At 69.5% G+C, this 25,146-nt stretch carries 25 protein-coding genes; 19 read left to right on the top strand and 6 right to left on the bottom strand.

What is annotated here, in order from left to right; genetic code table 11:
- Window positions 1-294: 294 nt before the first annotated feature.
- The 9 genes from rpmH to F6J84_RS15320 all read left to right on the top strand — a co-directional run bounded on the left by rpmH (window position 295) and on the right by F6J84_RS15320 (window position 5,932).
- Window positions 295-432, top strand: coding sequence for a 50S ribosomal protein L34 (rpmH, locus tag F6J84_RS15360; RefSeq protein ID WP_022879826.1), 138 nt, complete (start codon window positions 295-297; stop codon window positions 430-432).
- 9 nt (window positions 433-441) lie between these two features.
- Complete coding sequence (gene rnpA, locus F6J84_RS15355) at window positions 442-777, top strand: ribonuclease P protein component (protein WP_150892784.1); 336 nt, start codon at window positions 442-444, stop codon at window positions 775-777.
- Window positions 774-1,130 (top strand): membrane protein insertion efficiency factor YidD, encoded by a 357-nt coding sequence (gene yidD / locus F6J84_RS15350; protein WP_150974604.1) that lies wholly within the window; start codon window positions 774-776, stop codon window positions 1,128-1,130. The genes rnpA and yidD overlap by 4 nt, the downstream gene beginning before the upstream one ends.
- 5 nt (window positions 1,131-1,135) lie before the next feature.
- Window positions 1,136-2,305, top strand: a complete 1,170-nt coding sequence (gene yidC / locus F6J84_RS15345; protein WP_238702539.1) for a membrane protein insertase YidC — start codon at window positions 1,136-1,138, stop codon at window positions 2,303-2,305.
- Window positions 2,306-2,322: 17 nt separating this feature from the next.
- Complete coding sequence (locus tag F6J84_RS15340) at window positions 2,323-2,823, top strand: Jag family protein (RefSeq protein WP_150974602.1); 501 nt, start codon at window positions 2,323-2,325, stop codon at window positions 2,821-2,823.
- Between the two features lie 20 nt (window positions 2,824-2,843).
- A complete protein-coding gene (gene rsmG / locus F6J84_RS15335) occupies window positions 2,844-3,476 on the top strand; it encodes a 16S rRNA (guanine(527)-N(7))-methyltransferase RsmG (protein WP_150974601.1) in 633 nt (210 codons plus the stop codon).
- A 123-nt stretch (window positions 3,477-3,599) separates the two neighbouring features.
- A complete protein-coding gene (locus F6J84_RS15330; RefSeq protein WP_150974600.1) occupies window positions 3,600-4,544 on the top strand; it encodes a ParA family protein in 945 nt (314 codons plus the stop codon).
- Window positions 4,544-5,539: a ParB/RepB/Spo0J family partition protein gene (locus F6J84_RS15325; protein WP_150974599.1), complete on the top strand. Its 996-nt coding sequence runs from the start codon at window positions 4,544-4,546 to the stop codon at window positions 5,537-5,539. The genes F6J84_RS15330 and F6J84_RS15325 overlap by 1 nt, the downstream gene beginning before the upstream one ends.
- Window positions 5,540-5,590: 51 nt before the next feature.
- The gene (locus F6J84_RS15320) at window positions 5,591-5,932 is read left to right on the top strand and encodes a tryptophan synthase subunit alpha (protein ID WP_150892777.1); all 342 of its coding nucleotides are present in this window, start codon (window positions 5,591-5,593) and stop codon (window positions 5,930-5,932) included.
- A gap of 103 nt (window positions 5,933-6,035) precedes the next feature.
- Here the strand turns inward: F6J84_RS15320 and trxA are convergent, their stop codons facing one another.
- The 4 genes from trxA to F6J84_RS15300 form a co-directional block, all read right to left on the bottom strand.
- Window positions 6,036-6,359 carry a thioredoxin gene (trxA, locus tag F6J84_RS15315; protein ID WP_150892776.1) on the bottom strand — a complete coding sequence of 108 codons (324 nt, stop codon included), beginning with the start codon at window positions 6,357-6,359 and terminating at the stop codon, window positions 6,036-6,038.
- A 64-nt stretch (window positions 6,360-6,423) separates the two neighbouring features.
- Window positions 6,424-7,401 (bottom strand): thioredoxin-disulfide reductase, encoded by a 978-nt coding sequence (gene trxB / locus F6J84_RS15310; protein WP_150974598.1) that lies wholly within the window; start codon window positions 7,399-7,401, stop codon window positions 6,424-6,426.
- Window positions 7,402-7,514: 113 nt separating this feature from the next.
- On the bottom strand, window positions 7,515-9,116 hold the full coding sequence (gene murJ / locus F6J84_RS15305) for a murein biosynthesis integral membrane protein MurJ (protein WP_150974597.1): 1,602 nt from the start codon (window positions 9,114-9,116) through the stop codon (window positions 7,515-7,517).
- Entirely contained in the window at window positions 9,113-11,227 is a 2,115-nt protein-coding gene (locus F6J84_RS15300; RefSeq protein ID WP_150974596.1) for a DUF6049 family protein, read from the bottom strand. The genes murJ and F6J84_RS15300 overlap by 4 nt, the downstream gene beginning before the upstream one ends.
- Before the next feature lie 118 nt (window positions 11,228-11,345).
- Here F6J84_RS15300 and F6J84_RS15295 point away from each other — a divergent pair, with 118 nt between their 5' ends.
- The gene (locus F6J84_RS15295; protein WP_238702538.1) at window positions 11,346-12,821 is read left to right on the top strand and encodes a N5-glutamine methyltransferase family protein; all 1,476 of its coding nucleotides are present in this window, start codon (window positions 11,346-11,348) and stop codon (window positions 12,819-12,821) included.
- A 93-nt stretch (window positions 12,822-12,914) separates the two neighbouring features.
- Window positions 12,915-14,342, top strand: coding sequence for a CCA tRNA nucleotidyltransferase (locus F6J84_RS15290; protein ID WP_150974594.1), 1,428 nt, complete (start codon window positions 12,915-12,917; stop codon window positions 14,340-14,342).
- A 57-nt stretch (window positions 14,343-14,399) separates the two neighbouring features.
- On the opposite strand, the gene F6J84_RS15285 is transcribed toward F6J84_RS15290, so the two are convergent.
- The gene (locus tag F6J84_RS15285) at window positions 14,400-15,044 is read right to left on the bottom strand and encodes an FMN-dependent NADH-azoreductase (protein ID WP_150974593.1); all 645 of its coding nucleotides are present in this window, start codon (window positions 15,042-15,044) and stop codon (window positions 14,400-14,402) included.
- Between the two features lie 79 nt (window positions 15,045-15,123).
- On the opposite strand from F6J84_RS15285, the gene F6J84_RS15280 reads away from it, so the two are divergent.
- The 4 genes from F6J84_RS15280 (at window position 15,124) to F6J84_RS15265 (ending at window position 19,096) form a co-directional block, all read left to right on the top strand.
- On the top strand, window positions 15,124-15,465 hold the full coding sequence (locus tag F6J84_RS15280; protein WP_150974592.1) for a winged helix-turn-helix transcriptional regulator: 342 nt from the start codon (window positions 15,124-15,126) through the stop codon (window positions 15,463-15,465).
- Window positions 15,466-15,551: 86 nt separating this feature from the next.
- On the top strand, window positions 15,552-16,877 hold the full coding sequence (locus tag F6J84_RS15275; protein WP_150974591.1) for a sigma-54-dependent transcriptional regulator family protein: 1,326 nt from the start codon (window positions 15,552-15,554) through the stop codon (window positions 16,875-16,877).
- 108 nt (window positions 16,878-16,985) lie between these two features.
- A complete protein-coding gene (gene exaC, locus F6J84_RS15270; RefSeq protein WP_150974590.1) occupies window positions 16,986-18,536 on the top strand; it encodes an acetaldehyde dehydrogenase ExaC in 1,551 nt (516 codons plus the stop codon).
- Between the two features lie 146 nt (window positions 18,537-18,682).
- The gene (locus F6J84_RS15265) at window positions 18,683-19,096 is read left to right on the top strand and encodes a DUF779 domain-containing protein (protein WP_150892767.1); all 414 of its coding nucleotides are present in this window, start codon (window positions 18,683-18,685) and stop codon (window positions 19,094-19,096) included.
- Window positions 19,097-19,141: 45 nt separating this feature from the next.
- On the opposite strand, the gene F6J84_RS15260 is transcribed toward F6J84_RS15265, so the two are convergent.
- Complete coding sequence (locus tag F6J84_RS15260) at window positions 19,142-19,447, bottom strand: antibiotic biosynthesis monooxygenase family protein (RefSeq protein ID WP_150892766.1); 306 nt, start codon at window positions 19,445-19,447, stop codon at window positions 19,142-19,144.
- 208 nt (window positions 19,448-19,655) lie between these two features.
- On the opposite strand from F6J84_RS15260, the gene F6J84_RS15255 reads away from it, so the two are divergent.
- The 4 genes from F6J84_RS15255 (at window position 19,656) to F6J84_RS15240 (ending at window position 25,132) form a co-directional block, all read left to right on the top strand.
- Window positions 19,656-21,287 (top strand): ABC transporter substrate-binding protein, encoded by a 1,632-nt coding sequence (locus F6J84_RS15255; protein WP_150974589.1) that lies wholly within the window; start codon window positions 19,656-19,658, stop codon window positions 21,285-21,287.
- Between the two features lie 103 nt (window positions 21,288-21,390).
- Complete coding sequence (locus tag F6J84_RS15250; protein ID WP_150974588.1) at window positions 21,391-22,482, top strand: ABC transporter permease; 1,092 nt, start codon at window positions 21,391-21,393, stop codon at window positions 22,480-22,482.
- A gap of 2 nt (window positions 22,483-22,484) precedes the next feature.
- The gene (locus F6J84_RS15245; protein ID WP_150892763.1) at window positions 22,485-23,474 is read left to right on the top strand and encodes an ABC transporter permease; all 990 of its coding nucleotides are present in this window, start codon (window positions 22,485-22,487) and stop codon (window positions 23,472-23,474) included.
- Window positions 23,474-25,132: an ABC transporter ATP-binding protein gene (locus F6J84_RS15240; protein WP_150974587.1), complete on the top strand. Its 1,659-nt coding sequence runs from the start codon at window positions 23,474-23,476 to the stop codon at window positions 25,130-25,132. Before F6J84_RS15245 ends, F6J84_RS15240 begins: the two co-directional genes overlap by 1 nt.
- Window positions 25,133-25,146: the final 14 nt, after the last annotated feature.

Here is a 25,146-nt window from a genome sequence, read left to right as displayed (position 1 = left end):
GTTCCTCTGTTCCGGGCTCGTGCGAACGGGCTCGTGGCCGTCACTCGCACCTGTGGATAAGTGCCCGAGCAACGCTAGTCAGGGCAGCGGCTCAGAGCAAACTCCACTGTAGTTCCGGGGGTGTGTCACTTCCTGAGGGTTATCCCCATGTTGTGGATAATGACACGTTCGTCGCTCAGTTTGAGTTCTGGGCTCCGCCGTCGTAGCCTTAGTCGGTTGACTTATGCCTGTTAGGCAGTCCCATCCAGTCCCCGGTGTGAGCGTTCCGGTGACAACCCCGTCCGGAGTGATTCCATGAGCAAGCGCACGTTCCAGCCCAACAACCGCCGCCGCGCCAAGAAGCACGGCTTCCGCGCCCGCATGCGTACCCGTGCCGGCCGCGCGATCCTTTCGGCTCGCCGCGCCAAGGGTCGCACCGAGCTCTCGGCCTGACCCCCGGCATTGCTCTCGCGGCCGAACCGACTGACTGACGGCGCCGAGTACAGGGCTGTCGTCCGTCGTGGCGCGCGATGCGCCGGTCCCCACGCGGTCACCTATGTGGTGTCCACGGGAGAGGACCGCGCGGCGCGCTTCGGCTTCATCGTGAGCAAGAAGGTCGGTACGGCGGTCGTGCGTAATCGCGTCCGTCGTCGGCTGAAAGCCATCTGCGCGTCCGCGCTCCCGTCCATGGGCCGGGGCGCGGATGTCGTCATACGCGCCCTCCCGGGTGCAGGCCAGGCGAGCTTCCAGGAGCTCGATTCGCACGTGCATCGTTGCCTTGCGCGGAGTTCGGTATGACCACGTCGACCCTTCCGGCCGCTTCCGTGGGCTCGGCGCATCTGCCGGAGCACGCGTGGATCCGCGCGATCCCGCTGCTTCCGCGCAACGCTCTGCTCGGCGTGCTGCACGCGTACCGCGCGACGGTCTCCCGACTGTACGGAGACGTCTGCCGTTACTACCCTTCCTGTTCGGCGTACGCCGTGGGAGCCGTGCAACAGCACGGCGCGATCAAAGGAGCAGCCTTCGCGGCGGCCCGGATCGCACGCTGCCACCCGTGGGCGGAGGGCGGGATCGATGATCCCCCCGCTCGCGCGAGTTTTCCGCATGCTCTGACCCGGCACGGTTTCGTCGTGCCACTGAGAAAGGACTGATCCCCGTGGATCTGGTACTTGCCACCGCCGCCGCCCAGTCTTCCGGCGGCTTCGACCTGCTCGGGACCATCCTCTGGCCCCTCAAGTGGCTGGTCGAACTGGTCCTCGTCTCGTGGCACTCGCTGCTGACGCTCGTCGGCTTCGCCTCGGACTCCGGAGCCGCCTGGGTCCTCTCCATCGTGGGCCTCGTGATCGTCGTGCGCGGGGCGCTCATCCCGCTCTTCGTGAAGCAGATCAAGAGCCAGCGCAAGATGATGGAGATCGCTCCGGAGCTGCGCAAGGTCCAGGAGAAGTATCGCGGCAAGAAGGATCAGCTCTCCCGTGAGGCCATGAGCCGGGAGACCATGGCGCTGTACAAGAAGCACGGCACCAATCCGGTATCGGGATGTCTGCCGCTGCTCGTGCAGATGCCGATCTTCTTCTCTCTGTTCAGCGTCCTGAACGACGTCGCCAAGCACGCCAACCTGGGCACCGGTGGCGTGGGTCTGCTCAATGCGGAGCTGACGGCCGAGTTCTACAACGCGAAGCTGTTCGGCGTCGCGTCGCTGCACGAGACGCTGATGGGGGCGTGGGGTCAGCCCGACGGGACGCTCACCGTCATCATCCTGCTGGTGCTCGTCGTCCTGATGATCGCCTCGCAGTTCTTCACGCAGCTGCAGATCATCTCGAAGAACCTGTCCCCCGAGGCCAAGACCGGCCAGGCGTACCAGATGCAGCGCATCATGCTCTACATCCTCCCGCTCGGCTTCATCTTCTCCGGTGTCTTCTTCCCGCTCGGCGTGGTCATGTACTGGTTCGTGAGCAACCTCTGGACGATGGTGCAGCAGTTCCTCGTCATCCGGAACCTGCCCACCCCGGGCTCCGAGGCCGCGAAGGCTCGGGAGGAGCGTCTGGCTCGCAAGGGGAAGGCGCTCGACTCCAACGGCAAGATCATCTCGCTGGAGAAGTATCAGGCCGAGCAGGCTCGGCTTCTGGAAGAGGCCGAGCGCAAGCGCGCCGAAGCCCCGAAGCGTCAGCAGCCGGTGGGTAAGCAGCGCGCGAAGAAGCAGGCACCGAAGCAGCAGCCGGGCAAGCAGCCGGGCAAGCAGCCGGCGGCGAAGCAGCAGCCGGCCAAGCAGACTCCGCCCCCGAAGAACGAGTCGGGCGACCAGTCCCCCGCCACTCCGTCCGCGTGAACAGCAAGGAATCCGGAATGACCTCTGAGACCACGCACACCGCTCCCGCTTCCGAGACGATCGAGCAGCTCGAACAGGAAGGCGACGCCGCCGCCGACTTCCTCGAGGGCCTCCTCGACATCGCCGACATCGGCGGGGATCTGGCCATGGACGTCCGCGCGGGCCGCGCATACGTCTCGATCGAATCGGACGGTGACGACTCCCTGCGCCTCCTGGCCGATCCGGACACCGTGTCCGCGCTCCAGGAACTCACCCGGCTCGCGGTGCAGAGCAGCACCGGTCGTTTCTCCCGCCTGATCCTCGACGTCAGCGGCTCGCGGGATGCGCGCCGCCGCGAACTCGAGGGTCTCGTCGAGCGCGCCGCCCTCCGCCTCGATGAGGGTGCGTCCCAGGCATCCCTCCCGGCGATGTCCAGCTACGAGCGGAAGCTCGTGCACGATATCGCGGCCGAACGCGGACTGGTCTCGGAGTCGTACGGAGAGGGTGCGCAGCGTCACACGGTTCTGCGTCGCGCGTGAATGTTTCACGTGAAACATCTATGAACGACCTCGAGCCGGAACCGGCCGCCGCGGCTCGGATCTTCGGCGACCGCCTTGATCTCGCCCGTCTCTTCACGAGGAACCTCGCCGATCAGGGCGAGACGCGTGGACTGATCGGACCGCTGGAGGTGCCGCGACTGTGGAGTCGGCACATCCTGAACAGTGCCGTCATCGCCCCACTCTTCCCGGCCGGACTGGTCGGCGACGTGGGGTCGGGTGCCGGGCTTCCCGGTCTGGTGGGAGCGATTGCGCGCCCTGACGTGGAATGGGTCCTGATCGAGCCGATGGAGCGCCGCACCACCTGGCTGCAGGAACAGGCGGACGAGCTGGGCCTCGACAACGTGCGCGTCGTCCGCGCCCGCGCGGAGGACTGGGCTGAAGGTCCGACCCTCGACGCTGTCACCGCGCGTGCTGTCAGCGCACTGCGGAAGCTCTTGCCGCTCACTGCTCCGCTGGTGCGCGACGGGGGAGAGGTCATCCTGATGAAGGGGATCTCCGCAGAGGCCGAGATCGAGAAGGCCGCGAAGCAGATCCGTGCTGCGCGTCTGCAGGACGTGCGCACGGAGATCATCGGTGAGGACCTCCTCACCGACCCCACCCGTGTCGTCCGAGGAACCGTCCGCCGGACCTGAGCCACAGATGTTTCACGTGAAACATGACGGTCTCCGTTTCACGTGAAACATCGGACGTCGGTTGTCAGGGACGCCGACTACAGTTGAGAGGTCCGTGCGCATGCGAAAGGTGATCCGTTTCACGTGAAACATTCCGACAACGCCGTGACCTCTTTCGATGACGACACCCCGCTGGCCAAAGAACTCGCCGACCTCCGCGCCCGGCGGCGCGCGCTCGAGAGTGTGACGCCCGCGCTGCCGACCGCGACCCGCACGTTGACGGTCTCCAATCAGAAGGGCGGGGTCGGAAAGACGACCACCGCCGTCAACATCGCTGCAGCCCTCGCCAGTGTGGGTGCCCGGGTACTGGTGATCGACCTCGATCCGCAGGGCAACGCCTCCACGGCGCTCGGCGTGCCGCACACCGCGGACGTCCCGAGCGTGTACGACGTACTCATCGATGAGTTCCCCCTCGCGGACATCGTGCAGACCAGCCCGGAGTCCCCGCTGCTGACCTGCGCACCGAGCACGATCCACCTGGCCGGTGCGGAGATCGAACTGGTCTCCCAGGTCGCCCGCGAACACCGCCTGCGCCGAGCCCTGGACGAATACCTCGCGAGTGCCGAGGAGCCACCCCACTTCGTGGTGATCGACTGCCCGCCCTCGCTCGGTCTCCTGACGATCAACGCATTCACCGCTGCTCACGAGGTGCTCATCCCCATCCAATGCGAGTACTACGCGCTGGAAGGGCTCAGCCAACTCCTCGGCAGCGTGAAGATGATCCAGAAGCACCTGAATCCGCCCCTGCACGTCTCGACCATCCTGCTGACCATGTACGACGGGCGCACCCGTCTGGCTCAGCAGGTGGCCGAAGAGGTCCGCACGCACTTCCCGGACGAGGTCATGAAGACCGTCATCCCGCGATCCGTGCGCGTGTCGGAGGCGCCGAGCTTCGGACAGACGGTCATTGCCTACGACGGACAGTCGGCCGGTGCGGTCGCGTACCGCGAAGCCGCGGTCGAGCTGCTCGCCCGGGGTGCGCGTGACGAAGGCGGCTCTGCCGCGTCGATGACAGAAGGAGATAACTGATGGCGAAGCGAACCGGTCTCGGCCGAGGAATCGGTGCACTCATCCCGACGACGTCGGAGGCGCGACCCGTCGACGTGTTCTTCCCCGGTGCGCCGACCGCGGCTGCGGCGGCGGATCCGGTTGTCGAATCGCCCGGTGAGGCGCCCGCTGATTCGGCGGCGGCGGAGGCCGCTTCCGATGGACTGGTAGCCGTCCCCGGTGCGCGCCTGATCCAGGTCGACCCGCACGCCATCGTCCCGAATCCTCGTCAGCCGCGTACGCACTTCGACGCCGACGACCTCGCCGAACTCGTACACAGTGTGCGGGAGTTCGGCGTCCTGCAGCCGGTGGTCGTCCGCGACACCGGCGAGGGCACGTACGAGCTCATCATGGGGGAGCGCCGTACCCGCGCCGCCCGTGAGGCGGGACTCGAGACGATCCCGGCGATCCTCCGGGAGACCGCTGACGAGGATCTCCTGCGGGATGCTCTCCTCGAAAACCTCCATCGTTCGCAACTGAACCCGCTCGAAGAAGCCTCTGCATACCAGCAGCTGCTCGAGGACTTCGGGATCACCCAGGAGGAACTCGCGGGTCGGATCGGTCGGTCCCGTCCGCAGATCTCCAACACGATCCGTCTCCTCCGGCTGCCGATGCCCGTGCAGCAGCGGGTCGCTGCCGGCGTGCTGAGCGCCGGCCACGCGCGCGCCATCCTGGCTCTGGACGACAACGACGCGATGCAACGCCTGTCGGACAAGATCGTCAACGAGGATCTCTCGGTACGTGCGGCGGAGGCGATCGCGAAGGGATCCGCCGCTCCCGCACGGCTGGCGCCCAAGGCCGGGGCCCGCCGGGGCCACCTCGATGAGGTGGCGGACCGGCTGGGTGACCGGCTGAACACGCGCGTGAAGATCTCGCTCACGGCCAGAAAAGGCCAGGTCATCATTGATTTCGCGACGATCCAGGACCTGAACCGCATCCTCGCCGAAATCGGTGAAGAGGGTCTCGGGGGGAACTGACTCCGCCGTTCTGGCGGTCCTGTCCGCGCGCTCGGCGCGTAGGCTTGTCGGGTGACTTCCGAGCAGATCCGACGCCGCGCCAGCCTCGAGCTGTTGCGCGCCGAGGCCGCGGATGAGATATCCGTCCTCGTCGATGAGCGGTTGCGGTCGGGCGAGGACCCGTGGGATTTCATGGAGGACCTGCCGACCGTCGACGAGCTGGTCGTCTTCATGCTGCGGGCGGAGAACATCGCGGAGGCCGGCAACGGGCGCCCGAGCGCGGCGCGGCACTACCGTGTGCTCCGTCAGATCGCACTGGACTACCCGCCGCTGACGACCGCTGTGTGGCGGCTCCTGGGCCAGACCAACACGTCCCGGCGCTGGGACGCCATGGTGCGCCCAGAAGCCGGCTGAGCGCCTCTCCGGGGCACTACAGGCTCCGTCTGGGCGCCACCACGGATCCGGGCACGAGAAAGCCCCCACGCCGGCCGGCGCGGGGGCTTCGTCGTCTGTTCGGTCAGCCGATGAACGGAGCGAGGTCCTGTTCGAGGGCGAACTTCGGCTTAGCGCCGATGATGGTGGTCTTGACCTCTCCGCCCTGGAACACCTTCATCGCGGGGATGGAGGTGATCTGGTACTTCATGGCCAGGTCGGGGTTCTCATCCACGTTCAGCTTGAGGATGGTGATCTTGTCCGGGTTCTCCGCCTGGATCTCGTCCAGGACGGGAGCGACCATGCGGCAGGGGCCGCACCAGGCAGCCCAGAAGTCGACCAGGACCGGTCCTTCGGCGTTCAGGACGTCCTGGTCCCACGTGCTCGAGCTCGTCGCCTTCGCAGTCATTTGTGATTCTCCTTCGATGGAAGTCTTGTCGGATGGAACGCGTGCCGTGCGCGCCGTGTTCCCGTCAGACGACGGGGAGGCCTTCGATCTGGTCGGCGCCGGAGGCGGGGGCGCCTGCCTCATCCAGCGCGGCCAGGAAGTGCTCGGCGTCGAGGGCCGCGACCGTTCCGCTCGCGGCGGCCGTGACGGCCTGCCGGTAGGTGGGGTCGATCACGTCACCGGCGGCGAAGACACCGGGCACGGAGGTCCGCGACGAGCGCCCGTCCACCCAGATGGTTCCTTCCGGCGTCAGGTCGAGCTGGTCGTGCACCAGGTGCGTGCGGGGATCGTTCCCGATCGCCACGAACAGTCCCTCCAGCGGCAGTTCGCGGGTGGAACCATCGACGGTGGAGGTCAGCTGCACGCCGGTCACCGCGTCATCGCCCAGGATGTCGGTGACGGAGCTGTTCCAGATGAACTCGATCTTCTCGTTCGCGAACGCGCGCTCCTGCATGATCTTCGACGCGCGCAGTTCCTCGCGGCGGTGGATGACGTACACCTTGGACGCGAAGCGGGTGAGGAAGGTGGCCTCCTCCATCGCGGAGTCGCCTCCGCCGACGACGGCGATGGTGCGGTCCCGGAAGAAGAAGCCGTCACAGGTCGCGCACCAGGACACGCCGCGGCCGGACAGGCGTTCTTCGCCCTCGATGCCGATCTTGCGGTACGCGGAACCGGTGGCGAAGATGACGGCATCCGCTTCTTCGCTGCGTCCGCTGCCGAGCGAGACGCGCTTCACCGGGCCGGTGAGATCGAGCGCGGTGACGTCGTCGTAGACGATCTCGGCACCGAACTTCTCGGCCTGCTCCTGCATCTTCTGCATGAGCTCGGGGCCCTGGATGCCTTCGGGGAACCCGGGGAAGTTCTCCACCTCGGTGGTGTTCATCAGTTCACCGCCGACCTCGACGGAGCTCGCGATGACGAGCGGTGAGAGGTTGGCACGGGCGGCGTAGATGGCGGCAGTGAAGCCTGCCGGGCCCGAGCCGATGATGATGAGCTGACGCACGTGCGGTTCTCCCTTGTGGTGCGATGACATTCTGAGTGCTCAACACATGCTAGCCGCGCGACATTCCCGGGCGGGGGTCCGCCTGTCGCACGATGGAAAGGTGGATCGCCGCTTCAGCGCCGCGGCAGGAAGCGGCGCAGCATGCCCAGCGCCGGCGTCAGCTCGGGCGTGCGCATCGCGGTGAGGACGGCGAGGTACACGATCAGGCTGGCGAGACCGATGATGCCGGTCCCCACCGCACCCAGGATCTTGTCCGAGACGGTCCAGCCGGTGTCGCCGCCCAGCAGCTGGTAGACGCCCCATCCCGCCGCGCCGGCGGGGACGGCCGCGACCGCGTAGCGCAGGATGCCGCGCATCCAGGAGGCGGTGCCGACACCGCCGAGCCTGCGGTGCAGCAGCCAGGTCGCCACGACCACCTGGATCGTGATCGCGATCGACTGCCCGAGGGCGACGCCGGTGGCGAGCCACATCGGCGGGAGGGTCCAGGAGGCGATGAGGGCGGTCAGCACCACGACGACGCCCTGGATGGTGGTGAACACGAAGGGCGTGCGGGTGTCGTCGTAGGCGTAGAACGTGCGCTGGATGATGAACAGCACGGACAGCGGGAGGAGGCTCACGAGGTACGCGATCAGCACCGGCGCCGCATCCGCCGCATCCTGCGACTCGTTCACGAAGATCCGGGAGGCGGGTACCGCCGCGACGGCGACCGCCACGGCCGCGATCACGATGAACAGGCTCACGATGCGGATGCTGCGCGTGACGTCCGCGCGCACCTCCAGATGACGACCCGCAGTGGCGTGCTCGCTGATCTGCGTGAAGTAGGGCGTTCCGATCGACAGCACGATCACGGAGTAGGGCAGCATGAAGATCAGCCAGGCATACTGCATGGCCGCCACCGAGGCGCCGTCGCCGGACGCATCCGTGATGACCTGCGTCTGCACGAGACCGGCGATCTGACCGACCACGACCATCGCCGCCGTCCATCCGGCCAGGCGGGCCATGTGCCGGAAGCCGAGGCCCCGCCAGCGGAAGTCGGGCCGCAGCCGCAGCCCGGTACGCCGCCAGAACAGCAGCAGGATCAGCGCCTGCACGGCGATCCCGAAGGTGGCGGTTCCACCGAGCGCGGCCACCATGCCCGGTGTCCACTGCGCCACCTCGGTGAGGTTGGAACCGAACGCGGCCATGATGGCGACGAAGCCGGCGATCGAGACCAGGTTGTTGACGATGGGCGCCCAAGTGAACGGGCCGAACACCCGGCGCGCGTTCAGCGTCTCCCCGATGAGGGAGTACAGGCCGTAGAAGAGGATCTGCGGAAGGCACCAGTACGCGAACGCCGTGGCCAGCGCGTGCTGCTCGGGGGTGAACGCCGGTGCGTAGAGGGAGATGAGCAGGGGCGCGCACAGCGTGACGATCGCCGTCACGACCACCAGCACGACCACGCCGGCGGTCAGGAGGGCCGAGATGAAGCGCTGTCCGCCGTCCTTGCGTGCGCTCTCCCGGACGATCTGCGGAACGATCACGGCGGTGAGGACACCCGCGGAGATGATCGCGTAGACGTTGTTGGGCAACTGGTTGGCCAGGGCGAACGCGTCGCCGGCGCGGGACGCGAAGGACCCCAGCACCGCGACGAGCATGACCGAGCGGATGAGGCCGGTGACGCGGGACACCATGGTCCCGGCGCCCAGCAGTACGCTCGCGCGTCCGAGTCCGCTCATTCGTGGCTCTCCTCTGCGGCGGTCGCCCTGCGGCGACGTCGCCGGATCGTGCGGATCACGCCGATGATGAGGAACCCGGCGACGAGCACCACCATCGCGATGAGACCGATGCCCTCCCAGTCCGCGCGGACGTTGACGTCCACCGTCTGATCCGTGCCGATCGGCTCCAGGGTCGGGCTGCGCAGGCTCAGATCGATCTGCACCTCCCCGTTGCCCAGCCGGGCGCGTACGGGGACCTCGACGGGGGTGTTCGAGGACGCGGCCGCGGCGGTCACCACGGTCTCCCGTTCGATGTCGAGGCGCAGGTCGTCCGGGACCGCGTAGAACACGACGTTGACCGGGTACGGCAGTTCGTTGTGGATCCAGAAGCGCAGGTTGGTGCCCGCGGTCAGGAGGTTCAGCGCGCTGGAGGGCAGGATGCCCACCGACGACAGGGTGTTCTCGGTCGCCGCGCGGTGCCGGGCGACGGCATCGGGCCAGTCCGCATCCGGGTCCAGCCATGCCGCGCCCAGCACCTGCAGGATGCCGGCGCGCTGCGGTCCGGTCAGCAGCGCCGGGTCGTCGAGGATGGTCGCGAAGCGGGCGATGCTGTCGGCCTCGGAGCCGAGGACCGGAACGACCTCGGTGCGCGCGGGATCGGTCGCCGTCTCCGCCACCTCCACCTCGGCCGCGGGTGCGGCGACGAGCGCGTCGAGGCCGACGGCGGAGATCCCCGGCACCGTGGTCGCCGCCGTGATCGCCGCGCGCAGGCCCTGCCGCGTGCGCTGGGCCTCGCGTTCGACCGTCACGAGCAGCGGTGCGCCTCCGGTCGCGCCGGCCGCGAGGGTGAGGCCGGCGGAGACGGCGGCCAGGTCGGCGGCGCGCTCGGCCGTGTCCGTGTCGAGGGAGGCCGCGTACAGGGACGCGGACACGGCGGCGTCGCTGAGCAGCACGCCGCCGTCGCCGGCCGTCCCCCGCGCGGCGACGGGACCCGCGTCCTCGGTCAGGGTCGTCGTGCTCAGCAGGGTCAGAGCGCCCTCGGCCGTCCCGGCCAGCGTCGACACGACCTGAGGGCCTGCGACGCCACCGGCGGGCCAGTAGACGACGGGCGCGTCCGGGGCGCCGATGTCCAGCAGGGCGGTGAGGTCGGGCACGACAGGAACGCCCTCCTCCGGATCGGCCGGTGCGGTCACGCTGGGGGAGGGGGTGGCCGTCGGTGTCGCCGGGGAGGAGAGGGCGTCCTGGTCGACGTAGGCGAGCAGGGAGGTCGGCTGCAGGGGTTCCGGCAGCCCGGCGTCGATCTGCGTGGCGACGTCCGCGTCGCCGAACTGCAGCGCGAACCGGGAGTTCGGCAGCGCCATCAGCCGGCTCAGCCACTCCAGGGCCTGCGCGGGTGCGGACGTGCCGAGGACCCGGATGGCGGCGGGGACCGCGGGGTCGACCGCGAGGATCGCCGGCGTGCCCTCCACCGCATCCAGGACCGCGGTGAGGGCGCCATCCTCGGCCGTGAGGGTCTCGATCTGCTCGCGGGTCAGGAGGCCCCGCACCAGGGGCCCGGCCGTCACCGGCACGACGACCCCCACCGAGCCGGACACGGAGCCGGTCACGGTCACGACGGTGCGGGCGGTGAGTTCCCCGATCGTCAGCCAGAGCGGGTACACGCCCGGGGCGCGGTCCTGCAGCGCCGGGTCGGTCGGCGGCACCTGCACCCCGCCACCCGTGGTCTCCCCGGATGCGGCGGCTTCCACGACCGCCGTGCCGACCGGCTGTCCGGCCGGGTCTGCGCGTGATCCGTCCAGCCAGGAGGAGAGCCCGTCCCGATCGGCGAGGGGAGCGTCACCCAGGTACAGCGTCGCCTCTCCGCCCGGGAAGCGGGACCCCGTGCCGTTCTGGAGCGAGAGGAAGGCGGTGAGCGTCTCCCCGGGGGTGAGCAAGCCGTTGCCGAGCACGGCGACGCTGAGGAGGGTCTCGCCGGACAGGGTCGGCGACGGCGTGGGCGTGGTCTCCGCCCGTGCCGGGGATGCGGTGGGGATCGCCATCCCGAGGATGACCAGGAGGGCGAGGAGCGCCGCGAGAAGGCGGTGGCGTGGTCGCGTCGCGGTGATGCCCGCGTGGGCCGAGGTCGGGATCATGCGTCAGAGAGCTCCTGTGCGATGAGCGACCGCACGGTCGTCTGTGATTCTACGGGGGCGGATCCTCCGCATCCGGTGAGTGCGCGCGGTGGGTTGCCGGAACGGTTGAATGGTCGGTATGGATTCCGCCCACGCCCGACTGCTCGCCGAGGACCTCGCCGAGGGCGGCCCGAGCGATGCGCGGCTGCGGATCCGGGTCGGTGTCCCCGCCCTGGAGGCGCTGCAGCGCGGCGACGCGGCGCCGGCGCGACGGGCGCTGCGGGGGAGCACGGACGACCCGACGGCGACGCTCGCGCGCCTGTTCGTCCTGGGTGATGCGATGCCCGCGGCATCCGTCGCCGACGCACTTCCGCGGCTGGGCCTGACCGGCGCCGAGCAGATGGGGGTGCTCAGCCGTCGCGACGGGCTGGTCGTGCCGCTCGTCGCGATCCGGCCGCATCAGTTCGACGAGCAACCGGGCTGGATCGCGAGCGATCTGGACGAGCTCGCCGGGGTGTTCCCGCTGCGCGCCGATCATGTGCTCGGCGTCGGGGGCGCCGGCCGTACGCTGGCCGCCATGCTGCCGCCGTCCGGTTCCGGGCGGGCGCTCGACCTCGGCTGCGGCTGCGGGGTGATCGCCCTCCACCTGCGTCGCCGCGGCTATGACGTGGTGGCGACCGACATCTCGGAGCGTGCGCTGTGGTTCACCCGCCTGAACGCGGAGCTGAACGGCCTCGGCGGCATCGACACGCGCCTGGGCAGCCTGTTCGAGCCGGTGGCCGGTGAGCGGTTCGACCTGATCGCCTCGAATCCGCCCTTCGTGATCACCCCGCGCACGGATGGCGTGCCGCAGTACGAGTACCGGGACGCCGGGGCGACCGGGGACGCGCTGATGGCGCAGGTGGTCGGCCAGGTCGCCGCACACCTGGCTCCCGGCGGTTCGGCGCGGCTGCTGGGCAACTGGGAGGACGCCCCGGGGGTGCCCGGCCTGGAGCGCGTCCGCGGGTGGACCGCGGGTCTCGGGGCATGGGTCGTGGAACGCGAGCATCTGGACCCGGTGCGCTACGCCGAGCTGTGGGTGCGCGACGGAGGCACCCGCCCGGGCACGGCGGAGCATCAGGCGCTCATGGACGCCTGGCTGGACGACTTCTCCGCCCGGAAGGTGGACGGGATCGGGATGGGGTGGGTCGTGCTGGCCGATATCCCCGGTCTCGCCCGGTTCGAACGGGTGCCGCAGCACGTGGACACGGCGCACCTCGGCTCGCACATCGCGGAGGTGTTGACGACCGCCGAGCGACTGGCCCGACTGGACGACGCCGGGATCGCGGCATCCGTCCTGCAGGTCGCCGGCGATGTGACCGAGGCGCGTCATCATCTTCCCGGCGCCGAGGCGCCCAGCGTGCTGGAGCTGCGTCAGGGCGGCGGTCTGGCGCGCACGGAGGACGTCGACCCGGCGCTCGCCGGGCTCGTCGGGGCCTGCGACGGGGACCTGCCGGTCGGCGTGCTCATCGACGCGATCGCGGAGCTCCTGGAGGCGGATGCCGAGGCGTTGCGCCAGGACCTCCTGCCCCGGGTGCGCGAGCTGCTGCTGACGGGGATGCTGCGCTTCCTGTGACGGTGCACCCGAACGGGGCGGGACCCGGTCCGGGCGACCGGAGGCGGGCCGGCCGGACCGGGCGGAGCGCACCCGGCGGTTAGGCTCGAAAGCATGCTGAACATGGCCGAAGGCATGGCGCGCCTGGGCGCGCTCGCCGAATCCCGCGTCGTTGCGACGCTCGGCCGCGCGTTCGCGGACGCCGGATTCGAGTTGGCGATCGTGGGGGGCCCGGTCCGTGACGCGCTGCTGGGCCGACCCACCCACGACCTGGATTTCACGACCGACGCGCGTCCCGACGACATCCTGCGGATCGTGACCCCGATCTCGACCGCGCAGTGGGACATCGGGCGCGCCTTCGGCACGATCGGCGCGCGCATCGCCGGTGAGCAGGTCGAGATCACGACCTACCGCGCGGACAGCTACGACGGCGTCACGCGCAAACCCACGGTCGCCTTCGGCGACACGCTCGAGGACGACCTCGTGCGCCGCGACTTCACGGTCAACGCGATGGCGTTGCGCGTTCCCGGTCCCGCGCTCGTCGACCCGAACGGCGGCGTCGAGGACCTGCTGGCGGGGATCCTCCGCACGCCCACCGACCCGCAGGTGAGCTTCGGCGACGACCCGCTCCGGATGCTGCGCGCCGCTCGGTTCAGCTCCCAGCTCGAGTTCGAGGTCGACCAGGGCACGGTGTCGGCGATCGAGGAGCTGCGCGAGACGATCCGGATCGTCAGCCCGGAGCGCATCCAGGGCGAGCTCGTACGGCTGCTGCAGACACCGGACCCGGTCCGCGGCATCCGGTTGCTGGTGGAGACCGGCCTGATGCAGCAGTTCCTCCCCGAAGTCCCGGCGCTGCGCCTGGAGGTGGACGAGCACCACCACCACAAGGACGTGTACGAGCACTCGCTGACGGTGCTGCGGCAGACGATCGAACTGGAGGCGCTCCGGTTCCCGGATCAGGCTCCGGACGTGCCGCTGCGGCTGGCGGCGTTGCTGCACGACATCGGCAAACCCTCGACGCGCAAGCTGGAGGCGGGCGGCGGCGTCACCTTCCATCACCACGATGTCAAGGGGGCACGCATGGCGCGCAAGCGCCTGCGCGAGCTGCGCTTCGACGCGGCGACGATCGACAGCGTCACCCACCTGATCGAGTTGCACCTGCGGTTCTTCGGCTACGCCGAGGGGGCGTGGACGGATGCGGCGGTGCGCCGTTACGTCCGCGACGCCGGCGCGGAGCTCGACCGGCTGCACATCCTCACCCGCGCGGACGTGACCACGCGCAACAAGCGCAAGGCCGCCCGTCTCGCGCACGCGTACGACGACATCGAGAACCGCATCGTGACCCTGCGCGAGCAGGAGGAGATCGACTCCATCCGCCCGGACCTCGACGGGAACGAGATCCAGCGGATCCTCGGCATCCCGCCCGGCCGGGAGGTCGGCGAGGCCTACCGTTTCCTGCTGGACCTGAGGCTCGACGAGGGCCCGCTCGGCCCGGAGGAGGCCGAGGCGCGACTGCGCACCTGGTGGTCTGCCCGGGGATGAGCGTCCGGCGTGCCCGCGGGTGCGTCGCGCGGCCCGCGGGCACGCCGGGGTAGGGTCTCAGGCCACCCGGGCGGCGATCTCGCGGCCGGATCGCACGGCCGCGGACTCCGCGGTGCGCTTGAACTCCGCGGCGGTCTCGGTGAAGGCGTCGAGGGCGGGATTCACGCCCACGAGCGTGAACGGCCGGTGCACGATGCGCAGGTCCAGCCCCCAGACGTCCTCCAGGACGCGCCGGAGCCACGCGGTCGAGTGGTCCCAGCCCTCCTTGGGTGAACCCTCGGCGTAGTTCCCGCCGAGGACGGTCACGAGCGTGGCGGGCTTGCCGCGCAGCTCGGTGCCCTGCGGGTCGATGCCCGGCACCGTGTAGGCGAGGTCGAACCACGTCTTGAAGTGCTGGGAGACGCCGTAGTTGTAGAGAGGCACGGTGAACAGCAGCGCATCGGCGCTCAGCAGCTCATCGGCGAAGGTGCGAGCCAGCGCGAGCGCCGCCGACTGCGCGGGCGTGCGCTCGGCCTCCGGCGCGAAACCACCCAGCACCGCGTCACGCCAGGCCGTCGCCGGCACCGGCTCGTCGGCCAGGTCCCGTCGCTGCACCGGAACGGAGGGATGCGCCGCGGCCCATTCGGCCTCGACGAGATCGCCGAGCTCTCGGCTGGCGGAGGTCGCGGGCAGGATGCTGGCGTCCAGGCGGAAGAGGGTCATCGAAACTCCGATCTCGTAAACAATAGTCACTAAGAAAAGCAAAGCGGCTACGGGGACACTAGCACGATACGATGAGGGGGTGACGGCGGAAGAACACGAGGCACCCGAGTGCGACGCGGCGATCTCGCTGGCGTTCTCGATCCTCGGCAAGCGCTGGAGCGGGATGATCGTGGACGCGCTCAGCAAGGGCCCGCTCTCGTTCGTCACCCTGCGGCGCACCGTCACGCGGATCAGCGACGCCGTCCTCTCCGACCGCCTGTCGGAACTCGCCGGGGCGGGGCTCGTCCTCCGTGAAGTCGACCCCGGGCCACCGGTGTCCGTCACCTATGCGCTCACGCGGCAGGGCCGCGAACTGATCCCCGTACTGCAGCAACTCGGGAAGTGGGCGAGCGAGAACCTGGATGTCGCTGCGCGCGACTGAGGCAGACCGCTCCCGATCCGCCCGCCACTGCGCCGGCATCCCCGCCTACACTGGACGCACGCTCCACCGACGTCGATCGGAGCACGATGTCCTCGCCTTGGTCGCTGCAGCCGGAGGGATCGCCCGAGACCTCTCGACTGATCATCGAGCGCGCCCACGAGGACCTCGTGACGGGGAACGCGGGTGAGGAAGGACTGCGCGCCGTACGCGATCTGGTGCGCGACTCCTGGCGGCGTTCGCTCGCGCACCTGGTCGGGGCCGAGGCGCCGCCCCCGCTCGATCTGAGCGCGGAGGAGCTGGCGGAGTACCGGCGCACGCATCCCCTCGCCGGCGTGATGGAGATGGTGCGCGGACTGCTGCTGCCGGGAGAGGCGACCGAGTCCGGGGTGGTGGTGGCCGTCGGTGACGCCGCCGGCCGGCTGCTCTGGGTCGAGGGGGACCGCCGGGTGCGGACGCTGACGGGCGACATGGGTTTCGTCGCCGGCGCGAACTGGTCCGAGGACGTGGTCGGGACGGCGGCACCGGGCACGGCGATCGCGCTCGACCGTTCCGTGCAGATCCGGCAGGCAGAGCACTTCAACCGCCTCGTGCACCCCTGGTCGTGCACGGCGGCGCCGGTGCACGACCCCGAGACGCGCCGGCTGCTGGGCGTGATCGACGTGACCGGGGGCCTCGAGGCGGTGACGCCCCAGGCACGGCTGCTGGTCGACGCGACGGCCCGTGCCATCGAGGGCGAGCTCCTGGTGGGGCGGCTCCGCGCACGGGCGGAGCACCCTGGACCGGTCCGCCGACCGCCCCGCCGTACCAGCACGGGGCGGGCGATCCTGCGGGTGCTCGGACGGGACCGAGCGGTGCTCGAGGTGACGGGCGAAGGACTCGAGACGGCGACCGAACTGAGCGTGCGGCACGCGGAGCTGATGCTGATGATGACCACGCATCGCCAGGGCGTCTCCGCGGAGAGGCTGGGCGAACTGCTCTACGGCGACCCGTCGGCGGCGGTGACCGTCCGGTCCGAGGTGGTGCGGCTGCGGAAGGTCCTGAAAGACGCCGCGCCCTTCCTGGAGATCTCCTCACGCCCGTACCGGCTCGGTGCCGAGGTGCGGACCGACGCGCACGAGATGATGTCGCTGCTGGATCGGGGCGCGCACCGCGTGGCGCTGGCGGCATATCGCGGTGACGTGCTGCCGGACTCGCTCGCACCGGGCGTCGAGGAGGTGCGGGATTCGGTTCGTCGCGCCCTGCGCGAGGCGCTCATGAGCGAGGCCCGGATCGATGTGCTGCTCGCGTTCGTCGACACGGATGCCGGCGCGGACGACGTCGAGCTGCTGCGCCTGTGCCTGGCGATGCTGCCGCCCCGCTCGCCCCGCCGCGCGGGGCTCGTTGCGCGCCTGGAGCGGCTCGAAGCGTCCTGACCCCCGGACACCGGCGGGTGCAACCGGATGCAACGTCGCGCGGCCTACCGTGGCGGCATCCGGGCGACAGGGCTGTCGCCCACTCATGCAACGTCGAAGGAGACACACATGACCATCGTCGAAGAGGGCGTCTCGAGCGTCTACGCCGCCCCCGGCCAGAAGGGCGCACTCGCCGAATACCGGTCCCGCTACGGGCACTACATCGGCGGCGAGTTCGTCGAGCCGGTCAAGGGACAGTACTTCGAGAACATCACGCCCATCACCGGCAAGCCGTTCTGCGAGGTCGGTCGCGGCACCAGCGAGGACATCGACCGTGCCGTCGACGTCGCCTGGCAGGCGTTCGCCTCGTGGAAGAAGACGACGCCCGCCGAACGCGCCGTCATCCTGAACAAGATCGCCGACCGCATCGAGCAGAACCTCGAGATGATCGCGGTCGCCGAGACGTGGGAGAACGGCAAGCCGGTCCGGGAGACGCTCGGTGCCGACATCCCGCTGGTGGTCGACCACTTCCGTTACTTCGCCGGGGTGCTGCGCGCGCAGGAGGGCTCGCTCAGCCAGCTCGACGAGGACACGGTGGCCTACCACTTCAACGAGCCGCTGGGCGTGGTCGGCCAGATCATCCCGTGGAACTTCCCCATTCTCATGGCGACGTGGAAGCTCGCCCCGGCGCTCGCCGCGGGCAACTGCGTCGTGCTGAAGCCGGCCGAGCAGACCCCGGCGTCGCTGCTGTTCCTGTTCGACCTCATCGGCGACCTGTTGCCGGCCGGGGTCGTCAACATCGTCAACGGCTTCGGGATCGAGGCCGGGGCGCCGCTCGCGCAGCACAAGCGCATCCGGAAGGTCGCCTTCACCGGGGAGACCACCACCGGCCGGCTGATCATGCAGTACGCCTCGCAGAACCTCATCCCGGTCACGCTCGAGCTCGGCGGGAAGAGCGCGAACGTCTTCTTCGAGGATGTCGCCCGTTCCACGGACGACCCGTACTACGACAAGGCGCTGGAGGGTTTCACGTTCTTCGCCCTCAACCAGGGGGAGGTGTGCACCTGCCCCTCTCGCGCCCTCATCCAGCGTTCGATCTACGACCAGTTCCTCGGCGACGGACTCGAGCGGGTCGGCAAGATCGTGCAGGGGAACCCGCTGGACCCGGCCACGATGCTCGGCGCACAGGCGTCGAACGACCAGCTCGAGAAGATCCTGTCCTACATCGAGATCGGCAAGGAGGGCGGGGCGAAGCTGCTCGCCGGCGGCGAGCGGGTGGACCTCGGGGGCGACTTGAGCGAGGGCTACTACGTCGCGCCCACCGTGTTCGAGGGGACGAACGACATGCGGATCTTCCAGGAGGAGATCTTCGGTCCGGTGGTGTCCGTGACGTCCTTCTCGGACTTCGACGACGCCATCTCCCTCGCGAACGACACGCTGTACGGGCTCGGCGCGGGCGTGTGGAGCCGCTCGGGCGACATCGCCTACCGCGCCGGCCGCGGGATCGAGGCCGGGCGCGTGTGGACGAACACGTACCACCAGTACCCCGCGCACGCGGCGTTCGGCGGCTACAAGCAGTCCGGCATCGGGCGGGAGAACCACCTGAAGATGCTCGATCACTACCAGCAGACGAAGAACCTGCTGGTGTCGTACGCCGAGGGCCCGATGGGCTTCTTCTGATCCGGAGCGCCTGATCCCGCGAGACTGCACGCGGGGCACGAGACGGATGTCGCCACGCTCCGTCTCGTGCGTACCGTGCAGTCTCGCGGGAACGGGGCCCGGGAACGGGGCTTGGGTACGAGAGAGCGAGAGAGGGAGGGTGCGGGATGGTCGGCATCGGCACGTACCAGCGCGTGGACGTCACCGAGGCGGCGGGGGATCTCCTCCGGCCGCTCACGGAACAGTACGGTCCGCTCATGTTCCACCAGTCCGGCGGATGCTGCGACGGCTCGGCACCCATGTGCTACCCCGTCGGGATGTTCCTGACCGGGCCGAGCGACGTGAAACTCGGTGAGCTGGAGGTGAGGGGTCTCGACCCCATCGAGGTGTTCATCTCCGAGGCGCAGTTCGAGTACTGGAAGTACACGCACATCACCATCGACGTGGTGCCGGGGCGCGGTGCGGGCTTCAGCGTGGAGGGGCCCACCGGCAACCGGTTCATCATCCGCTCCCGGATGCTGAACGACGCGGAACTGGAGTACTTCGGTCTCGCGCCGAAGCCCGCGGCCCCGCCGCGGTGACCCCTGCCGGGGACGGCACTGCTCCGGCACCGTCCCGCAGGCGGATCAGGCGGAGACGACCTCGATGACGGTGTGCTGCTCGACGGCGGACTGGCTGGCCAGGCTGTTCGCGTTCTTGTCGGAGTGCGAGGCGCGGAACGAGTCCGAGCGCATCCATGCCATGAAGTCGTCCTTGGAGTCGAACTCCATGGTCGACACGTACGGCAGTCCGTCGGCCTCGGGGCGCAGCAGGGTCGCGCGGGTGAGGCCCTGGACGCCGGCCAGGTTGTCGCGCATCGACGCGCCGAAGGTCTGCTCGAACGCCTCGGCGTTCTCGGGGGCGACGGTGATGCGGTTGGTCACGATGTACACGTGTTCTCCTTCGTTCGGGTACGCCCGAAGAGTAGTCCTCGTACGTGGGAGAAGACTCGGATGGCGGCACCCGGTGCCAGCGCATCGGAGTTCCAGTCTCATTACGAATCGTGCCGCGCTGTTGTCAGGGCCGCCCGTGTGGGTTCAGGATGATCGCCATGCATCGCGCGATCCCGCGCGGTGATCCCCCAAAAGCAGAGGTACACACATGTCACTGCACCACAGCACGCGCGGGCGCCTCGGTCTCGCGGCCGGAGCGCTCGGCGCTTCGGCTCTCCTCCTGGCCGGTTGCGCCGGCGGCGGCTCCGGCAATACCGACGGCGAGGCATCCGGAGAACCCATCATCGTCGGCACCACGGACAAGGTCACGACGCTCGACCCGGCGGGCTCGTACGACAACGGTTCGCTCGCCGTCCAGACGCAGGTATTCCCGTACCTGGTGAACACCGACTACAACAGCACCGAGGTCGTCCCGGACCTCGCCGAGACCGCCGAGTTCACGTCGCCGACCGAGTACACGGTCACCCTTCCCGAGGGCCTGACCTGGGCGAACGGCAACGAGCTCACCTCGTCCGACGTGAAGTTCTCCTTCGACCGGAACCTCGCCATCGCCGATCCGAACGGCGCATCCAGCCTGCTCTACAACCTCGAGAGCGTCGACGCTCCCGACGAGACGACGGTCGTCTTCAACCTCAAGGCCGCGGACGACCAGGTCTTCCCCTTCATCCTGACGAGCTTCCCCGGCGCGATCGTCGACGACGAGGTCTTCGCCGCGGACGAGCTCACCAGCGACCAGGAGATCGTCGACGCCAACGCCTTCGGCGGCCCGTACTCGATCACCTCCTGGGACTTCAACAAGACCGTCGAGTTCACCCCGAACGAGAACTACCAGGGTCTGCTGGACGAGGCCGTCAACGGCGGCGTCATCCTCAGCTACTTCGCCGAGTCCTCCAACCTGAAGCTGGCCGTGCAGCAGGGCGACATCGACGTCGCCTACCGCAGCCTGTCGGCCACGGACGTGGACGACCTCAGCGGGAACGACGACGTGCAGGTCATCGACGGTCCCGGTGGCGAGATCCGCTACATCGTCTTCAACTTCAACACGCAGCCCTACGGCGCCACGACGGCGGAGGCGGATGAGGCCAAGGCGCTCGCCGTCCGGCAGGCCGTGGCCGACCTGGTCGACCGCGAGGCGATCTCGGAGCAGGTCTACAAGGGCACCTACACGCCGCTCTACTCCTTCGTCCCCGAGGGCTTCGCCGGCGCCACCGAGGCGCTCAAGGGCCTCTACGGCGACGGCGACGGCGGTCCGGATGCCGGCAAGGCGGCCGAGCGCTTGGCCGCAGCGGGCGTCGAGACGCCCGTCCAGCTCAGCCTGCAGTACAGCCCGGACCACTACGGCCCCTCGTCGGGCGACGAGTACGCGCTGGTCAAGTCGCAGCTGGAGGCCGACGGTCTGTTCCAGGTCGACCTCAAATCGACGGAGTGGGTGCAGTACTCCAAGGACCGCACCTCCGACGTGTACCCCGCGTACCAGCTCGGCTGGTTCCCGGACTACTCGGATGCCGACAACTACCTGACGCCGTTCTTCCTGACGGACAACTTCCTGGGCAACCACTTCAGCGACGCCGAGACGGAGCAGCTCATCCTGCAGCAGGCCGTCGAGACCGATCCGGATGCCCGCACGCAGGAGATCGAGAACATCCAGGAGCGGGTCGCAGGGCTCCTCTCCACGGTTCCGCTGCTGCAGGGCGCGCAGGTCGCCGTGGCCGGCACGGATGTGGACGGGGTCATCCTCGACACGTCGTTCAAGCTGCGCTTCGCTCCCATCACCAAGTAGGGACGACACCCTCGCTGATGGGGCGGTTCGCACCCCGAACCGCCCCATCGGCCTGTGTCCAGCCGACATCCGGGCGCCCCCCGGCCCACAGATTGGTTCCCCCATGACGAGTGACGTCACCGTGGCGTCCATCGAGCAGCCGCCACCCGCGCTCGCCGCCACCGGGAAGAGACGCGGAGGCGGTCTCGGCCGCTACATCGTCGTCCGCTTCCTCCTGATGATCCCGACCGTCTTCATCCTGGTCACGCTGGTCTTCTTCCTCATCCGCCTCACCGGCGACCCGATCACCGCGGCCCTCGGTGGTCGTCTGCCGGCGGCCCAGCTCGCCGAGCGCATCACGGAGGCCGGGTACGACCGGCCGATCATCGTGCAGTACTTCGAGTACCTCGGCCAGGTGCTGACCGGGAACTTCGGCAACACCATCACCGACAACCAGCCGGTGACCGACGTGCTGGTCACCTACGGCAGCGCGACGCTCGAGCTCGTGCTCTACTCGCTCGTGGTGGCCCTCATCGTCGGGATCCCCCTCGGGATGGTGGCGGCTGCGCTCCGCGACCGCTGGCCGGACGCCGTCCTCCGCGTGAGCGCCATCCTCTTCTACGCGACGCCGGTGTTCTTCTCCGGCCTCGTCGCCAAGCTGATCTTCTCCGTCTGGCTCGGCTGGCTCCCGGTCAGCGGCCGCGCCGACGTGCGTACCGAGATCGCCCTGAACCGCGAGAGCGGCACCGGGCTGTACCTGCTCGATGCGATCGCCACCGGCAATCCGGCCTACATCCAGGACGTGCTCGAGCACGCGGTGCTCCCCGCCCTCACACTCGGCCTGCTCACCGCCGGCATCTTCCTCCGGCTCGTGCGCACGAACGTCATCGGCACCTACAACATGCCGTACGTGGATGCGGCGCGCTCCCGCGGAGTGAGCGAGTTCCGACTCGTCCGTAAGCACGCCTACAAGCCCGCACTGATCCCGATCATCACCGTGATCGGCCTGCAGATCGCCCTGCTGCTCGGCGGTGCCGTGCTGACCGAGACCACCTTCGAGTGGAAGGGGCTCGGGTTCCAGCTCGCCGCCTACCTCGGGGCGCGTGACTTCGTCGCCGTCCAGGGCATCGTGGCGCTGATCGCCGTCATCGTCGCGCTCACGAACTTCTTCGTCGACATCATCGCCGCGTTCATCGACCCGAGGGTGAGGTACTGATCATGGCTGCACGTGGTCTCGCCGATCGCATCCCCGTCCTCCACCAGCTGCGACAGAGCGTGGGTCTGCAGCGCGGCATGCTCGTCGCGGGCCTCGTGCTCACCGCGGTCTTCCTGCTGTGCGCCCTCCTCGCGCCCTGGATCGCTCCGTACGGTTTCGCGCAACTCTCGGATGCGGACGGCAACTTCGGCGCCCAGCAGCCGCCGAGCGCCGCGCACTGGCTCGGCACGACCGTGGGCGGGTACGACGTGCTCTCGCGCGTCATCTGGGGTGCCCGCACGGCGCTGTACGTCGTCGTCGTAGCGGTCGTCCTCTCGGTGTTCCTCGGCATCGTGCTCGGGCTCGTCTCCGGATACCTCGGCGGATGGGTGGACCGCGTGCTCGTGGTCGTCGCCGACGCGATCTACGCCTTCCCCACCCTGCTGCTCGCGATCGTCGTCGCGATCGCCATCAGCGGCGGTCAGTCCGGCCTCTGGCCCGGGGTGTTCGCCGCGGCGATATCGATCACCGTCGTCTTCATCCCGCAGTACTTCCGGGTCGTGCGGGCGGAGGTCGTCCGGGTGAAGTCCGAGGCCTTCGTGGAGTCCGCGAAGGTCATCGGCGCCTCCACGAACCGGATCATGTTCCGCCACGTGCTGCGCAACTCGACCCGCACCCTGCCGCTGGTCGTGACGCTGAACGCCTCCGAGGCGATCTCGACGCTCGCCGCCCTCGGCTTCCTCGGTTTCGGCATCGAGCCCACTGCCGCGGCGGAGTGGGGCTTCGACCTGAACAAGTCCATCAGCGACGTGGCCGCCGGGATCTGGTGGACCGCCATCCCGCCCGGCATCGCCATCGTCCTCACGGTCCTGGGGGTCACGCTGATCGGCGAGAGCCTCAACGACCTGGCCGACCCGCGGCTGCGCGCCCGCCGCCGCGCGGCGCGGACACCCGCCGAAGCCGTGGCGGCCACGCAACCGGCCGCCCGCGAAGAACTCGGGGAAGTGCAGTGATGACCCACACGAGCGACACCGAACGCGCGGTCGACATCCGCGGACTGGACGTCACCTTCTCCACCGATGGCGGGGACGTGCGCGCGGTGCGCGACGTCTCGCTGCACGTGCAGCGCGGGGAGGTGCTCGCCATCGTGGGGGAGTCCGGGAGCGGGAAGACCGTGACCGCCCGCTCCATCCTGGGACTCCTGCCGGAGACCGCGACGGCCGAGGGTGCGGTGCTGCTGGACGGCATCGACGTCGTCGCCATCGGGCGCGAGGAACTGCGCAAGGTGCGGGGCACGAAGGCCGCCATGATCTTCCAGGAGCCCTCGACCGCGCTCAACCCCGTCTTCACGGTCGGCTGGCAGCTGATCGAGGGGCTGCGCGCGCACCGGAGGATCTCCCGGAAGGATGCCCGCGCGACGGCCGTCGAGATGCTCGGCCGGGTCGGCATCCCCGAGCCGGAGAAGCGGATCGACCACTACCCGCACCAGTTCTCCGGCGGCCAGAAGCAGCGCATCGTCATCGCGATGGCGCTCGCCCTGGAACCGACCGTCATCCTCGCCGACGAGCCGACGACGGCACTGGATGTGACGGTGCAGGCGGAGATCCTGGACCTGCTGCGCCGTGTGCGGGACGAGTTCGGCACGGCCATCGTGCTGATCACGCACAACATGGGCGTCGTCGCGGATCTGGCGGATCGGGTGGCGGTCATGCTGAACGGCGAGGTCGTCGAGACCGCGCCGGCTCGTGAGCTGTTCGCGTCTCCGCAGCACGAGTACACCCGGCGCCTGCTCGCCGCCGTACCCCGGCTCGAGATCGTCGACCGGCAGCCGCCGGCGAGCGTGTCGGACGAGGCCGTCGTCGAGGCGGACGCGCTCGTGATCGAGTACCCCGGCCGGCTCGGCACCCCGACCTTCCGCGCGGTCGACGGGGTCAGCTTCCGCATCGGACCCGGGGAGGTGCTGGGACTCGTCGGTGAGAGCGGATCGGGGAAGACGACGATCGGCCGTGCCATCGCCGGCCTGGCGCCCGTCTCCGGCGGGTCGCTGCGCGTTCTCGGGGCGGAGATGAACGGCATGAAGGAGCGGCGGTTCCGCCGACTCCGGAAGGACCTCGGCTTCGTCTTCCAGGACCCGGCGACGAGCTTCAACCCGCTGCTCACGGTGGCGGAATGCGTCGCCGAGCCCCTCATCGTGCACGGCACCGCCCGCACGGCCGCCGACGCGCGCGACAAGGTGGACGAACTCCTGGAGGCGGTGCAACTCCCCAAGGCGTTCGGGGACCGCTTCCCGCACGAGCTCTCCGGCGGCCAGCGTCAGCGGGCATCGCTCGCCCGCGCGCTCGCTCTGGATCCGAAGCTGCTGATCGCCGACGAACCGACCAGCGCGCTGGACGTGTCGGTTCAGGCGCGCGTCCTCGACCTGTTCGCGGAGCTGCAGGCGCGGTTCGGCTTCGCGACCCTGTTCATCACGCACGACCTCGCCGTCGTCGACATCCTGGCGCATCGCGTCGTGGTGCTGCACCGCGGCCGGATCGCCGAGGAGGGCCGCACCGCGGACGTGCTGGGTTCGCCCAAGGACGCGTACACCCAGCGCCTGATCGCCTCGCTGCCGGTGCCCGATCCGGTCGAGCAGGAGGTGCGGCGGGAGGCGTGGCGGCGCGCCCAGGCCTGAGCCCCCCGCTCTCC

This window comes from Microbacterium caowuchunii (assembly GCF_008727755.1).
Taxonomy (GTDB): domain Bacteria; phylum Actinomycetota; class Actinomycetes; order Actinomycetales; family Microbacteriaceae; genus Microbacterium; species Microbacterium caowuchunii.
This window is presented reverse-complemented; position numbering and strand designations above follow the sequence as displayed.